Origin of the sequence: Exiguobacterium sp. s70, from assembly GCF_018618315.1 — a bacterium.
GTDB lineage: Bacteria > Bacillota > Bacilli > Exiguobacteriales > Exiguobacteriaceae > Exiguobacterium > Exiguobacterium chiriqhucha.
In genome coordinates, this window is sequence record NZ_JACSLV010000002.1 from 567,375 (window position 1) to 581,358 (window position 13,984).

General features: G+C 55.8%; 15 protein-coding genes. 14 read left to right on the forward strand and 1 reads right to left on the reverse strand.

The features are described 5' to 3' along the window. Positions 1-80 precede the first annotated feature (80 nt). From KNP84_RS07585 to KNP84_RS07595, 3 genes are all read left to right on the forward strand, one after another. Positions 81-695 carry a DUF1405 domain-containing protein gene (locus tag KNP84_RS07585; protein WP_214719761.1) on the forward strand — a complete coding sequence of 205 codons (615 nt, stop codon included), beginning with the start codon at positions 81-83 and terminating at the stop codon, positions 693-695. A 38-nt stretch (positions 696-733) separates the two neighbouring features. Then, on the forward strand, positions 734-1,417 hold the full coding sequence (locus tag KNP84_RS07590; protein WP_029595658.1) for a zinc metallopeptidase: 684 nt from the start codon (positions 734-736) through the stop codon (positions 1,415-1,417). 61 nt (positions 1,418-1,478) lie between these two features. Beyond that, positions 1,479-1,943, forward strand: a complete 465-nt coding sequence (locus KNP84_RS07595; protein ID WP_215114547.1) for a GreA/GreB family elongation factor — start codon at positions 1,479-1,481, stop codon at positions 1,941-1,943. A 43-nt stretch (positions 1,944-1,986) separates the two neighbouring features. Here KNP84_RS07595 and KNP84_RS07600 read toward each other — a convergent pair whose 3' ends face one another. Next, on the reverse strand, positions 1,987-2,862 hold the full coding sequence (locus KNP84_RS07600; RefSeq protein ID WP_021067214.1) for a YitT family protein: 876 nt from the start codon (positions 2,860-2,862) through the stop codon (positions 1,987-1,989). A gap of 111 nt (positions 2,863-2,973) precedes the next feature. Between KNP84_RS07600 and bshB1 the strand changes: the two genes are divergently transcribed. The 11 genes from bshB1 (at position 2,974) to KNP84_RS07655 (ending at position 13,969) form a co-directional block, all read left to right on the forward strand. After that, positions 2,974-3,657, forward strand: coding sequence for a bacillithiol biosynthesis deacetylase BshB1 (bshB1, locus tag KNP84_RS07605; RefSeq protein ID WP_058763415.1), 684 nt, complete (start codon positions 2,974-2,976; stop codon positions 3,655-3,657). Beyond that, positions 3,654-4,775 carry an N-acetyl-alpha-D-glucosaminyl L-malate synthase BshA gene (gene bshA, locus KNP84_RS07610; RefSeq protein WP_021067216.1) on the forward strand — a complete coding sequence of 374 codons (1,122 nt, stop codon included), beginning with the start codon at positions 3,654-3,656 and terminating at the stop codon, positions 4,773-4,775. The genes bshB1 and bshA overlap by 4 nt, the downstream gene beginning before the upstream one ends. Continuing rightward, positions 4,772-5,911, forward strand: coding sequence for a CCA tRNA nucleotidyltransferase (locus KNP84_RS07615; protein ID WP_215114548.1), 1,140 nt, complete (start codon positions 4,772-4,774; stop codon positions 5,909-5,911). The genes bshA and KNP84_RS07615 overlap by 4 nt, the downstream gene beginning before the upstream one ends. Beyond that, positions 5,884-6,846 (forward strand): biotin--[acetyl-CoA-carboxylase] ligase, encoded by a 963-nt coding sequence (locus KNP84_RS07620; protein ID WP_214800831.1) that lies wholly within the window; start codon positions 5,884-5,886, stop codon positions 6,844-6,846. Before KNP84_RS07615 ends, KNP84_RS07620 begins: the two co-directional genes overlap by 28 nt. Positions 6,847-7,064: 218 nt before the next feature. Beyond that, positions 7,065-7,901 (forward strand): 3-methyl-2-oxobutanoate hydroxymethyltransferase, encoded by an 837-nt coding sequence (gene panB / locus KNP84_RS07625; protein WP_021067219.1) that lies wholly within the window; start codon positions 7,065-7,067, stop codon positions 7,899-7,901. Beyond that, on the forward strand, positions 7,898-8,728 hold the full coding sequence (gene panC, locus KNP84_RS07630; RefSeq protein ID WP_214800829.1) for a pantoate--beta-alanine ligase: 831 nt from the start codon (positions 7,898-7,900) through the stop codon (positions 8,726-8,728). Before panB ends, panC begins: the two co-directional genes overlap by 4 nt. A 5-nt stretch (positions 8,729-8,733) precedes the next feature. Further along, entirely contained in the window at positions 8,734-9,117 is a 384-nt protein-coding gene (gene panD, locus KNP84_RS07635; protein ID WP_021067221.1) for an aspartate 1-decarboxylase, read from the forward strand. Positions 9,118-9,224: 107 nt separating this feature from the next. After that, on the forward strand, positions 9,225-12,035 hold the full coding sequence (gene dinG, locus KNP84_RS07640; protein ID WP_215114549.1) for an ATP-dependent DNA helicase DinG: 2,811 nt from the start codon (positions 9,225-9,227) through the stop codon (positions 12,033-12,035). Positions 12,036-12,101: 66 nt separating this feature from the next. Beyond that, a complete protein-coding gene (locus tag KNP84_RS07645) occupies positions 12,102-12,287 on the forward strand; it encodes a YpmA family protein (protein WP_021067223.1) in 186 nt (61 codons plus the stop codon). Then, positions 12,284-12,760, forward strand: coding sequence for a hypothetical protein (locus KNP84_RS07650; protein WP_021067224.1), 477 nt, complete (start codon positions 12,284-12,286; stop codon positions 12,758-12,760). The genes KNP84_RS07645 and KNP84_RS07650 overlap by 4 nt, the downstream gene beginning before the upstream one ends. 21 nt (positions 12,761-12,781) lie before the next feature. Next, on the forward strand, positions 12,782-13,969 hold the full coding sequence (locus KNP84_RS07655; RefSeq protein WP_215114550.1) for a pyridoxal phosphate-dependent aminotransferase: 1,188 nt from the start codon (positions 12,782-12,784) through the stop codon (positions 13,967-13,969). The last annotated feature ends 15 nt before the right edge of the window (positions 13,970-13,984 follow it).

The window sequence follows — 13,984 nt, forward strand, 5'->3', positions numbered from 1 at the left end:
GTGGCCCGTCTAACGGGTCACGCTTCTTTTTACTTCGCCTCCGTTGCGCTACAATAGAGAAAAAAGGATGGAATACACGAATGATACATATGTTACGCCCGTTTCTCACCCATCGGACCGTCTTGGTGCTCCTGTTCATCATCAACTTGTTCGGAACGATTTACGGATATGTCTGGTATGAGCCCCAGCTCCGTGACACACCGCTCATCTATTGGCCGTTCGTGCCGGACAGTCCGACGGCCTCGCTCTTCTTCACGGTCGTGCTCGGCTTATGGATTGCCGGGAAGAAGTCACCCCTCATGGAGACGCTCGCCTTCGTGACGCTCATCAAATACGGGGTATGGGCCGTCATCATGAACATCTTGTTCTTACGGGAACTCGGTCCCGATGCCGAGACGTTCACCGTGCTCATGGCCGTCATGCTGATGGTGTCACACGGGGCGATGGCGTTCCAGGCGCTGTTGTACGCACCGTTCATGACATGGACGGTCCGCTCGTTCGTCTTGACGCTCATCTGGGTCATCCATAACGACGTTGTCGACTACGTGCTCGGACAATGGCCGCGTTATCCGTCACTGGCCGAACATATCGCCTGGATCGGCTACGGGTCGTTCTGGTTGACCGGAATATGTTTTTTTATGGGATACCACATCATCCTACGCACTTCGCTTGATAATAAGTTCATTAGAATGTAAAATCAGATTATCAAATACACGCAGAGGTGATAGAGAACATGTCATTAGGTGGCTATATTTTCTATCTTGCACTGATTATGCTCATTCCGTTATGGGCCCAGATGCGAGTGAAAAGTACGTACAAAAAGTTTCTCCAACAACCGATTCAAAGCGGAGTCACGGGTGCACAGGTCGCTGACTTCATCATGAAACAAAACGGCGTTCATAACGTCCGGATCGAGATGGTCGATGGTTTGATGAGTGACCATTACGACCCGGTCAATAAAGTCGTCCGTCTGTCGCGCGAAGTGTATCAAGGGTCGACGATTTCATCGGCTGCGATTGCGGCCCACGAGATTGGCCACGTGATTCAAGATGCATCCGACTATAAGTTGATGCGGGTCCGTCACCGTCTCGTCCCGGTCGTGAACATCACATCGAACTTGTCGTTCCCACTTCTCTTAGGTGGTTTCTTGCTCGGCGCGATGGGGCTCGCCCAACTCGGTGTCATCATGATGCTCGGGGCGGTCGTGTTCCAACTCGTCACGTTACCTGTCGAATTCGATGCCTCGAAACGGGCTATGGCTGAATTGACGAGCCACGGCATCGTCACGGCAACGGAAGAGTCGGGCGCACGCAAAGTGCTCAACGCGGCGGCTTGGACATATGTGGCGGCCACACTTGTCGCCGTCGCCGAACTGATCCGCTTGGCGCTCATCGTCTTCATGCCACGTGATGAGTAGAATCAAGGGTCCCGTCCACGTGACGGGACTTTTTTAATTTTGCTTTCGAAAGGAGTAGCAGATGAATCAACCACAATTGACGAAAGCGGGACGGCTCCGCTTACAAGAACAGCTGGAGACGTTGCGCGGGGATAGCCGGCATGTGGCGCTCGAACGCGTCAAGACGGCCCGAAAGTTTTGTGATTTTCGTGAAGACGTGACGTACGTGGAGGCGGTCCGGGAACAAGAGCGGATTGAGACTAAAATTGTCGAACTGGAGCGACTGCTCGCCGATGCCGTTATCGTCGACGAGGGTCGGCCTGACGTCGTCGCGTTCGGGAGCCGAGTCGTCATTCGGGAATTACCGGACGGGAATGATGAGACGTATCGCCTCGTCGGTGAGCTCGAGGCTGATTTGGCGGAAGGAACGATTTCCGTATCGTCCCCGCTCGGTAGCGGGTTGATGGGAGGCGTCGTCGGTCAATCCGTATCAATCGCTTCACCGGCCGGCCCACTCGATTTTGAGATTGTCCGAATCGAGCCATAACGAAACGCCCCGTTCATCCGAACGGGGCGTCGTTTGTCGTGACTTATTTCAGCGGGACACGGTTCTCATCGAACGTGAACCCTTCACCGCCGACCTCATAGACGTGGTGGAACGTGACGAAGGCGTGCGGGTCGATCTGTTTGACGATCGTCTTCAACCGATTGACTTCGTTTCGTCCAACGACGACGTATAGCACTTCGAGCTCTTTATTCGAATAGCCACCCTTGGCGAGGAGCCGTGTCGTCCCGCGGTTCATCGTGGCGTGAATCCCGTCAGCGATGGCCGTACGATGGTCGCTGATAATCATGGCGGCCTTGCCAGCGTATGTCCCTTCTTGCATCGAGTCGATGACGCGGGCGCCGATATAGACGGCGAGGAGTGTGTACATCGCCTCGCGAATATCGAGATACGTCAAGCTGAGGACGATGACGAAAAAGTCGAACACGAGAAACGTCTTGCCGATTGACCATCCGACGTAACGTTGGACGAGTCGGGCGATGATATCGACGCCTCCCGTCGTCCCACCGTTATTGAAGATGATGCCGAGACCGACCCCGATGAAGAGACCGGCGAATAGACTCGCGAGCACCATATCGTCCGTCAAATCGATGATTAGATTCGAGTACTTGGCGATGAGGGCGTACCAGAGCGAGAAACTGAACGTCCCGATGAGCGTATAGATGAACGTCGTCCGCCCGAGCAGCTTGTAGCTGACAAAAAAGAGCGGGATGTTGAGCGCCAAGTTCGTGATCGATGGCGACCAGTCGAACAAACCGCGCAGAATCAAGGTGATGCCCGTGAATCCGCCTTCCGCCAAATTGTTCTGGACGTTGAAATGATAGACGCCGAACGCGAAAATAAAGGAACCAATTAAAATAAAGAATATATTGCGAAACCGAATCGGTAATTGTACCGTCATTTGGTTCACCTCCCACCTAGTAGCGTACTCGAAAAACCTCTCGATTGACTACCCTCTACATATGACATTCCGCGATGAGTCCGATATACTTTTCACAGAAGAGGTGATTTTATGAAAATAGTAGCAATTGGGGCCCATCCGGACGATATCGAAATCGGAATCGCCGGCATGACCGCCCAATGGACCAAGGCCGGGGTCGACGTTCTATACGTCGATTTGACGAGAGCGGAGCTGTCTTCGAATGGGGACGTCGTCACGCGCGGCATCGAAGCCGAAACGGCCGATCGGGTGCTCGGCATCCGTCGCATCAATCTCGGGTTCCCGGACCGGGGCCTGACCGGGGACGCAACTCAAATCGAGGCGATCGTCCGATTGATTCGGTCCGAGCGTCCGACACACGTCCTGTATCCATACGGCATCGACCGCCATCCCGATCACGGCGCCTGCGCCCGACTCGTCGAGGAGGCGCTCTTTAATGCCGGAATCCGTAAATACATGCCCGACGTCCCGGCATATCGGCCGTCGAGTGTCTATCAATATATGATTAACGCCCATACGACACCGGACGTCTGCATCGACATCACGGGGACAATCGAGCAAAAACTTGACGCCTTGCGTGCCTATGCCAGTCAGTTCACACCGGTCGACGGCGTGGCAACGCCGCTCACGGACGCCTATCTCGAACGGGTATTGGCGAGGGAACGTCACTTCGGTAGCTTAATCGGGACCGCATATGCGGAAGGGTTGATGACGAGCCGCCCATACGTGGTCCATCAGGCAGGTGAGCTCACATGAGTCTAAGAATCGGAGTTCTCTGTTATCCATCGGTCGGGGGCTCGGGCATTCTCGCCACCGAGCTCGGGATGAAACTCGCCGACCGGGGCCATGATGTCCATTTCATCACGTCGAGCATCCCATTCCGATTGAACGCTTATCATCCGAACATCACGTTCCACCAAGTCGAAATCAATCAATACTCGGTGTTCCGGTATCCACCGTACGACATCACGCTGGCGTCGAAGATTGCGAGCGTCATCCGGGCGTTCGGCCTCGATGTCATCCACGCCCACTATGCGGTGCCGCACGCCGTTTGTGCCGCCCTCGGACGCGAGATGGCGGGGACGAAGACACCGATCGTGTCGACACTCCATGGCACGGATATCACCGTGCTCGGCGAAGATGAGGAATTGAAGCCGGCAATTTTGTACGGCTTACGCCAATCGAACGCCATCACGGCCGTCTCGGACAGTTTGAAGCAAGAGACGCTCGAGCGGATCGGGTCCGACTTATCGATTGATGTCATCCACAACTTCATCGATGAGGCGGTCTATCAACCGCAGGCCGACACGTCCCTCCGCGAACGGTATGGCTTGTCCGATCAAGACCGGGTCGTCATCCATATCTCGAACTTCCGGCAAGTGAAGCGAATCGATCTCGTGCTCGAGGCGTTCCAGCAGATGAACGTCCCACATAAGAAACTGCTCCTCGTCGGCGACGGTCCGCTCATGGGAGCGATGCGCCGCCTCGTGAGCGAAATGGGACTCGAAGAGCAAGTCATCTTCGCCGGGAAGCAAGAACAAGTGGCGGCGCTCTTGTCGATTTGCGACGTCCACATCCTGTTATCGGACAAAGAGGCGTTCGGTCTCGTCGCGCTCGAGGCGATGGCGACGGGCGTCCCGTCGGTCGTCAGCGATGCGGGCGGATTGCCGGAAGTCATCACTGACGGCGTGGAAGGGTTCGTCGTCAAACGCGGCGACGCGCTCGCGGCGACGAGAGCGCTCGAAGCGATTTTGCTCGACGGGGAACTGCATGCACGCTTCCGCACGAACGGGCTCGAACGGGCCAAACAGTTCGCGTCGGCCGATATCGTAACGGCATATGAATCGCTTTATGAACAGGTGGTGCGCCCATGACGGAATGGGAATACGCCAAACGGATTATCGAGACGATTAACGCCCACGGCGGCGAAGCGTATATCGTCGGGGGGGCCGTCCGCGACTACATGCGCGGTACGCTTCCGGATGACATCGATATCGCCACGTCGCTCTTTCCGGACGAAGTCATGCGTTTGTTCCCGAAATCGGTACCGACCGGAATCGATCACGGCACAGTGACGGTCATTCTCGACCATCATCCGTTCGAAGTGACGACGTTCCGGTCGGAAGGGACGTATTCGGATTCGAGACGGCCCGACCACGTGTCGCTCGGCGTCTCGCTCGAGGAGGACATGAAACGGCGCGACTTCACGATGAACGCGATGGCGTTCCACGATGGCAACGTCGTCGATTTGTTCGGCGGTCGGATGGATCTTGAGGCGCGTGTCATCCGTACCGTCGGCAGCCCGTACGAACGCTTCAATGAGGACGCGCTCCGCATCATGCGGGCGTTCCGCTTCATGGCCCAGCTCGATTTCCGTCTCGATGACGACGTGCAACGGGCTTCCCGCGAACTCGGTCATAAACTGCAAGACATCGCGATGGAGCGGGTCGCTATCGAGTTTGAGAAGCTGATGGTCGGTCCGGCGTATCGAAAAGCGCTGGCGGCGATACTGGACCTCGGCATCCATCAGTATTTACCGAACGTCTCGGCAGAACTGATTGAGCGCGTCATCGCCGACAGACGGACGCCGGTCAATCCGGTCGGCGGCTGGGCGCTGTTCGTCCATCATGCCGCTGCGACCGATTGGTTGACGCCGTGGAAACGCTCGAACGCGCTGAAACGGGAAGCGAACGTGCTCGCCCGGTTGTTCACGACCGGCCTCGACACGTTCACGATTTACGAGACGACGACGGCGACGCTCTCGACGTATCTCGACATGTCGGGTCGGACGGAGACGGCTGAACAGTTGAAGCGGCAGTTGCCGATTCAATCGCGCCGGGAGCTTCGCTTCGACGGCCGTGATGCGCTCCAAATCGGGGCCCAGGGCCCGCTCATCAAACAAGTGCTCGCCCACGTCGAACGGCTCGTGCTGGACGGCGAGCTCGCCAACGAACCGGAACCGTTACGAAAGGAGGCGAAACGATGGCTTCAACACGCGGAAAAGTATTAAACCTGTTGCAGGACGGGACCGTCTGGAGTGGTCAGGAGTTGGCCCGTCAATTAAATATTTCACGTACCGCTATTTGGAAACATATCGAGACGTTAAAACAAGATGGGTATGCGATTGAGACGATTCCTCGAAAAGGGTATCAATTGTTCGGCCAGACCGACCGACTCGATGAGCCGGCGTTCGTATCGTTCCGAAAAGGGCGGTTCGGACAAGCCGTCCATGCGTTTGATCAAGTCGATACGACCCAACGCATCGCCCATGAATTGGCGCAAAAGGGCGTCCTCGAAGGAACGCTCGTCATCAGCGAGGAGCAGACAGCGGGACGAGGCCAACTCGGCCGGAACTGGTATAATCCGAGCCACGTCAATATCGCGGCGAGTGTCATCCTGCGCCCGGCGCTGCCGATTCGCGACGCCTCGAAGCTGACGCTCATGGCGGCGAGCGCGTTCGCGCGCGCTTTGCACGCGCAAGGTATCCCGGCCACCATCAAATGGCCGAATGACTTGTTGCTCAATGGGAAAAAAATCGGCGGTATCTTGACTGAGATGCAGACGGAGGGTGACCGGATTCAAGCCGTCATCCTTGGGTTCGGGTTGAACGTCAATAGCGATGTCATCCCGGACGAGCTCGCCCATCGCGCGACGTCCATCAAGCTGGAAACGAATCAGACGTATCGGAGAAGCGAGTTGCTTGCGCACTTGCTCGCCGAGCTCGAGACGGAATACGATTTGTTCCTCGCGTCAGGATTTGATTCTGTGCGCGCCCATTGGCTCGAATACGCCGCTTATCTGAACGAACCGGTGACGTTGACGGCGTCAGGGAAGCCAAGACGCGGGACGATGCGCGGCATTTCAGAGGATGGGGCACTCCTGTTGGAACATGAAGGAACGGTCGAGCCGATTTACTCTGCCGAGATCGCAGTTTGGAATGATTGATGGAAACGGGTTCGTGGTCTATAATGAATGTGCCGGACGCTATCGCTCGCGAAGTGTACCAGTACTGCAGACCGTCACTACATTTTTTTGTCTGCCTTGATCATTTTGACAGGGACAGAAGGACACTCATCTACTTGAGATTGTTTTCGTGCGCCTTCTTACCATTCGTGTAGGAAGGCGTTTTTTCTAACCTGTCTCCACATTAGGAGGAGAACTATATGCATACGATGACTTCGTTATTGAAGAAGATGAAGCAAGAAGAGAAATTGGTCATGTTGACCGCCTACGATTACCCGTCCGCAAAACTGGCCGAGGCTGCAGGCGTCGATATCATTTTAGTCGGGGATTCGCTCGGGATGGTCGTGCTCGGTTACGATTCGACGATTCCTGTGACAATCTCGGACATGGTCCATCACGCGAAAGCGGTTCGCCGCGGGGCCCGTGACACGTTCGTCGTCGTTGATATGCCGTTCGCGACATACCACGGTGATTTCGACCGCACGCTCCAAGCGGCCGCGACGTTGTTCCAAGACGGACAGGCCGATGCGATTAAACTTGAAGGGGCTGGCGAGGTGCTTGAAACGATCGAGCGTCTGACGAAAGTCGGTATGCCGTGTGTCGCCCACCTTGGCCTCACTCCGCAATCTGTCGGTGTGCTCGAAGGTTATAAAGTACAAGGCAAATCGCTCGAAGACGCAGAACAGTTGATTGCCGATAGCCTCGAGGCGGAGCGGGTTGGCGCGAAGATGCTCGTCCTCGAATGCGTGCCACATCAATTGGCCAAAAAGATTGCCGAGGCGCTCAGCATCCCGGTCATCGGAATCGGTGCGGGTGCCGATGTGGATGGCCAAGTACTCGTCTATCACGATATCTTGAAATATGGCGTCGACCGCCTTCCGAAGTTCGTCGAGGCATATGCCGACGTGAATGAGGTGGCGACGACGGCAATCCGCAATTACGTCGATGCGACGAAAGACGGCTCGTTCCCGCTCGAACGGCACACGTTCACGATGGATGAGTCATTGCTCGACACGCTCTACGGGGGCAAGGCATGAACATCGTCACGACCCCACGTTCGTTACAAGAAGCATTGACAGGTGTCGGGACGATCGGTTTCGTCCCGACGATGGGTTATTTGCATGAAGGGCACCTCAGTCTCGTCGAAGCGGCCAAGTCAGAAAACGACCTCGTCGTCATGAGCATCTTCGTCAACCCGACCCAGTTCGGACCGAACGAGGACCTCGACCGCTATCCGCGTGATTTCGAGCGGGACGAGGCACTCGCCCGCGAGGCGGGTGTCGACGTCTTGTTCTACCCGAACACGGAGACGATGTATCCGCTCGACATGGCACGTGTGACGGTGCGCACCGGCGCTGACGTCTTATGCGGGGCCAGTCGTCCCGGTCATTTCGATGGCGTCTTGACCGTCGTTTCGAAGCTGTTCAATCTCGTCCGTCCGACCCGCGCTTACTTCGGGTTGAAGGATGCGCAACAGGTCGCTCTAATCGAAGGCTACGTCCGCGACTATTTCGTCCCGGTCGAGATTCGCCGCTGTGCGATTATCCGTGAACCGTCGGGCCTTGCGAAATCGTCCCGTAACGTCTATTTGTCGGAGTCAGAGAAGGCGGATGCGAGTGACATCAACCGTGCCTTGATCGAGGCGCGAGACGCCCTTGCGCAAGGTGAGGCGATTCGAGACGTGATGGCACGGCTCGAGGACCACTTGAAGAACATTCCGAACAGCACGATCGACTATGTCGAAATCAAAGACTATCCGACGTTGACCGAGGTGACCTCCGCGTCAACCGAACTATTGATTGCTGTAGCGGTGCAGTTCGAACGGGCCCGCTTGATTGATAATGTGATTTGGAAGAGAGGATGAATCCAATGATTCGAACATTTATGCACGCAAAACTACACAAGGCGACCGTCACCGAGGCGAACTTACATTACGTCGGCTCGATCACGATCGATGAAGATTTAATGGATGCGGTCGGGATCATGGAGAACGAGCATGTCCACATCACGAACAACCATAACGGGGCTCGCATCGAGACGTACGTCATCAAGGGCGAACGAGGCTCAGGCGTCGTCTGTTTGAACGGGGCTGCGGCCCGTCACTTCCAAGTCGGGGACGTCGTCATCATCATGGCGTACGGTCAAATGACGGCCGAGGAAGCGAAACAACATCGTCCGAAAGTCGCCGTCTTGAACGAGCGAAACGAGATCGATCAACTTCTATACGAAGAAATCGCCCATACGATTTTATAAGACGAACGGGGATGTCCGCGAGAGGCATCCCCGTTTTTTCGTGTATCGTTCTATGGTAAGATGAGACAGACAGAAAGCACGAGCGTGCCGAAGATGGGATGGATGTTATGGACACCTATGTGATAGTGGATTTGGAGACGACTGGTCATTCCGTCAAGTCCGGCGACGAATTGATTGAATTTGCGGCGGTGGTCGTTCAAGGGAGTGAAGTGATTGAGCGCTACAGTACCTTGATTCGTCCGAGTCGCCCGATCCCGCCTTTTATCACGCAGTTGACGACGATCACGAATCAAGACGTGGCGGAAGCCCCGACGTTTGAGGAAGTGATCCCAGATATATGGAAGATGCTAGACGGGCGGATTTTTGTCGCCCATAACGTATCGTTTGATTTGAATTTTTTGAATGAAAGCTTAGAGTTGGCCGGGTATATCCCGTTCCAGGGCCGGGCCATCGACACGGTCGAGCTGGCACGGATTCTATACCCGACGCTCGAGAGCCACGCGCTCGAGTCGCTCGCCGAGACGTTCAACCTCGTCCACACCGACGCGCACCGCGCGCTGAGCGACGCCGAGGCAACGGCTGAACTGTTCGTTCGTTTGGTCGAGCGGTTGCGCGCGTTACCGCTCGTCACGCTGAAACAATTGCGGCGGTTGTCCGAATCGTGGACGAGCAACGTCGAGCCGCTGCTCGATGAGTTGATCATTCAAGTCGGGATTCGAGCCGACGACGAGACGACGTACGATATTCATCGGAAAATCGCACTGAGACGTCTCGTCGACACGTTCGAACCCGCCGTCGAACGCGAGCCGTTCGAGCCGTTCCTTCACCGGACGATTGAAGAGACGCTCCCGGCATTGTTCGGGCAATTCGAGCCGCGTCAAAGTCAATTCGAGATGATGCGCCACGTCTATAAAGCGCTCGATGACGAAGCGACACTGTTAATCGAGGCGGGAACAGGGACCGGAAAAACGTTAGCGTATTTGATTCCGAGCGCACATCACGCGCTCGAGACGAAACGACCGGTCGTCGTCAGCACACATACGATTCAATTGCAGGAACAGCTGTTGAATCGAGATTTGCCGATTTTAAAAGCGATTTTCCCTGAAGTCGAATTCACGTTGTTGAAAGGGAGACGCAATTACATCGACCTCCGCAAGTTCGAGATGATTCTCGAAGAGGCGAACGAAGGCTTGCTCCCAGCGATGTGCAAGGCGATGGTACTCGTCTGGTTGACCGAGACCGTGACAGGCGACTTGGAAGAGTTGTCGCTACCAGGCGCGGCGTCACAAGGGCCGGCCTCGTTCAAACGGCTCATCCAAGCCGACGCGGCCTCGGACTTCGGCCGTTTCGACCCGTGGTATAGCCGGGACTTCTTCACCCGGGCCGTCTTGCGCTCGAAAGAGGCCGATATCATCGTGACGAACCACGCCTTATTGTTCTCTGATTTGCAGCATCAGGCCGGGATTCTTCCGATCGATACGCCGCTCATCTTAGATGAGGCCCATCAAGTCGAGGAAGTCGCGTCGCATCACTTCGGTGTGACGTTCGACGCGATTCAGTTCGACCGCTTGTTCAAGTGGTTCGGTTACGGCGCCGATGGCAAGTTCCATTCACGCGTGCTCGGACTCGCTGATTTGACGGCCGTCGCGGAAGAAGCCGAGGCGTTCAGCAAGGCGACCGATCAAGCGCTCGCGCGCGTCGACGATGAACTGAACGATTTGCTCACGGCGCTCCAGTCGCTCGGTAAAAAGCGGGAGCAACGTCAAACCGTCCGCTTCGAGCGGGAAGGGGAGCCGTTCCGTCCGATTCGGGAAGTGGCGAAGCGACTCGAAGACCGTCTGCGGACACTCCGGACGACGCTCCGGCAACTGCATCGGCTTCTCGATGAGCATAAAGAACATATGACGTTCAAACAACGGGCCGTGCTCGGGGATTTGAAGGCGTTCATCGGGGACGTGCGCGATATCGAGAGCGTGCTCTACGAAACGATGCTCACGCGGGATGACGATGCTGTCAGTTGGGTCGAACTCAACCTGGCCAACCGTAAGTTGACTTCGGTGTATACGCAACCGGTCGAAATCGGTCCGCTCTTGCATGAACGACTGTTCGCCAAGCGTCCGACCGTCTTGACGTCGGCGACGATGACCGTTTCGGGCCGATTCGGATTCATCGAACGCCGTCTCGGCCTCGACGGCGAGGATGTCCGTCGCGTCGTCCTGGCGTCACCGTTTGATTTCAAGAAACAAGCGAAACTGTTCGTGCCATCCGACATCCCGCTCATCAACGAGGTTCCGTTGCCGCGGTTCGTCGAACAGATTGCAGGCTCGATTGCCCAAATCGCCAATGTGACGAAAGGACGGATGCTCGTCTTGTTCACATCGAACGAACTGTTGCGGTTGACGCACGAGGCCGTCAAAGACCAGCTTGATGAGGGCTATACGCTCCTCGCCCAAGGCGTCAGCGGCGGATCACGTAGCCGTTTGACGAAACAATTCAAGCGCATCGACCAATCGATTTTATTCGGGACGGCCAGCTTCTGGGAAGGCGTCGACATTCCGGGCGAGGCACTCACTTGCCTCATTATCGTGCGACTCCCGTTCGCCCCGCCCGACCAACCGGTCATGCAGGCGCGGTCCGAGAAAATCGAGGCGACAGGCAAATCGTCATTCTTCGAGCTGTCACTCCCACAAGCGGTCATCCGCTTCAAACAAGGGGTCGGCCGTCTGATTCGCTCGAAAGAGGATTACGGCGCCATCTTCGTCTTCGACCGTCGTGTCGAGACGACCCGTTATGGGAAGCAGTTCATCAACAGTTTGCCGGCCGTCGACCGAATCGACGGCCCGCTCGAGACCGCACTCGCCGAACTGGAGCTGTTTTTAGACGAGAAAGAAAAGACCGGCCTAGGAAATCAGAGATAACGCTAGGCATCGTGATATTATCGTTTTATAATAATGGGTATAGTGTTTTTTGAAGGAGGAGTAATCATGAATTCGAATATCGAGACGTTGGCGACGGTTCGAATCGAGCCGACGGCAGATGTATACAAAATTGTCGACTTGTTGAACCGCACGTTGAAGGGCCAAGATTTAATGTTCGGTCTTGCTTTAGAGAAAAAAGTGAATGATCCGAAGAAAGAAGAGATGGTGTTCACCATCTATCGGACGGAATGACACGGAAGACCAAAGTAGTGGTTGCGTTCATGACGGCACTCATCGGTGTCGTCATCGTATTTAGTGGCATCTATTGGTTCACGGTCGGTCACACCGAGCGCACGAAAGACAAGATGATCGAGGCGGCACGCGAGCGTCTCGAGACCGAGCAACCGTCCGTCAACATCGAACGGGCCGAGCTGTACAATGGGACGGAACCGTACGTCGTCTTCGAGGAGACGGATCAAGTCCAGTTCGTGCCAGTCGATGACAAGTTGCCGATTGTGACGCGTGACATCGCGTCGGTCGACCTCGATCAAGTCTGTGCCGAATCGGTCGCAGAAACGGGCGGGTCACTCGTCAGCTGTAAATACGGGTTCGACGAACGGGCCTTGATTGAGGTCGTGACGAAATCGGGCGCATCGTATACGTATTCGTATTATACGCTCCAAGCGGGCGAATTTATTCGACGGGTCCAATTGACGGACTCGTAACGAAACCAAGGGGGAGTTTTTGTGGAACATCTATTGGCACAACGTGTAAAGCAGTTGACACCTTCAACGACACTCGCCATCACAGCGAAAGCGAAAGCGTTAAAGGCTTCGGGACAAGACGTCATCGGCCTCGGCGCCGGGGAACCGGATTTCAATACGCCGGAACGCATCATCGAGGCAGCCTGTCAGGCCGCGCGCGATGGTGACACGAAGTATACGCCATCAGGCGGGACGGTCGAATTGAAAGACGCGATCATCGAGAAGACGAAGCGCGACAGCAACTTGACGTTCACGCGTGCGGAGGTCATGGTCGCCTCAGGTGCGAAGCATGCCCTCTATACATTGTTCCAAGCGATTTTAGATGAAGGCGACGAGGTCATCATCCCGGTACCGTACTGGGTCAGCTATCCGGAGCAAGTGAAGCTCGCGGACGGTGTCCCGGTCTACGTCGATACGAACGAGTCGACGATGTTCAAATTGACGCCAGAGTTGCTCGAAGCGGCCATCACGGATTGGACGAAAGCGGTCATCTTGAACAGTCCGTCGAACCCGACCGGTATGATTTATACCGAGGCCGAGCTGTCGGCACTCGCGGACGTCATCAAACGACACGACTTGCTCGTCGTCAGTGACGAGATTTATGAGAAACTCGTCTACGGCGATGCGGAGTTCGTCTCGATCGCGACGCTTCCAGGGATGTTGGAGCGGACGATCATCATCAACGGCGTCTCGAAGTCACACGCGATGACCGGATGGCGCATCGGTTATGCGGTCGGCGATAAGACGATTATCGAGGCGATGACGAACCTCGCATCGCACTCGACATCGAACCCGACGTCAATCGCCCAAGCGGCGGCGGTCGAAGCGTATAACGGGCCACAAGACGATGTCGAAATGATGCGTGTCTCATTCGCAGAACGACTCGAGATCGTTTATGAGCGTTTGATTGCCATCCCAGGCATCACATGCTTGAAGCCGCAAGGCGCATTTTACTTATATGCCAACGCCAAAGAGGCGGCATCGATGAGCGGATACGACTCGGTCGACGCATGGTGTGAGGCCGTGCTCGGCGAAGCGTTCGTCGCCCTCGTCCCAGGCTCAGGTTTCGGACAGGACGACTACGTCCGCTTGTCTTATGCAACAGAATTGAAACGGGTATTAGAAGCGCTCGATCGAGTAGAAGACTTCATTACACGTAACGCTCGATAAGCGAAAGGATGGATA

Coding starts and splice junctions, on each gene's coding strand:
- KNP84_RS07650 (WP_021067224.1), top strand. CDS start 12,284: ATGACACGGAAGACCAAAGTAGTGGTTGCGTTCATGACGGCACTCATC.
- dinG (WP_215114549.1), top strand. CDS start 9,225: ATGGACACCTATGTGATAGTGGATTTGGAGACGACTGGTCATTCCGTC.
- bshB1 (WP_058763415.1), top strand. CDS start 2,974: ATGAAAATAGTAGCAATTGGGGCCCATCCGGACGATATCGAAATCGGA.
- panC (WP_214800829.1), top strand. CDS start 7,898: ATGAACATCGTCACGACCCCACGTTCGTTACAAGAAGCATTGACAGGT.
- KNP84_RS07615 (WP_215114548.1), top strand. CDS start 4,772: ATGACGGAATGGGAATACGCCAAACGGATTATCGAGACGATTAACGCC.
- KNP84_RS07645 (WP_021067223.1), top strand. CDS start 12,102: ATGAATTCGAATATCGAGACGTTGGCGACGGTTCGAATCGAGCCGACG.
- bshA (WP_021067216.1), top strand. CDS start 3,654: ATGAGTCTAAGAATCGGAGTTCTCTGTTATCCATCGGTCGGGGGCTCG.
- KNP84_RS07620 (WP_214800831.1), top strand. CDS start 5,884: ATGGCTTCAACACGCGGAAAAGTATTAAACCTGTTGCAGGACGGGACC.
- KNP84_RS07590 (WP_029595658.1), top strand. CDS start 734: ATGTCATTAGGTGGCTATATTTTCTATCTTGCACTGATTATGCTCATT.
- KNP84_RS07595 (WP_215114547.1), top strand. CDS start 1,479: ATGAATCAACCACAATTGACGAAAGCGGGACGGCTCCGCTTACAAGAA.
- panD (WP_021067221.1), top strand. CDS start 8,734: ATGATTCGAACATTTATGCACGCAAAACTACACAAGGCGACCGTCACC.
- KNP84_RS07600 (WP_021067214.1), bottom strand. CDS start 2,862: ATGACGGTACAATTACCGATTCGGTTTCGCAATATATTCTTTATTTTA.
- KNP84_RS07585 (WP_214719761.1), top strand. CDS start 81: ATGATACATATGTTACGCCCGTTTCTCACCCATCGGACCGTCTTGGTG.
- panB (WP_021067219.1), top strand. CDS start 7,065: ATGCATACGATGACTTCGTTATTGAAGAAGATGAAGCAAGAAGAGAAA.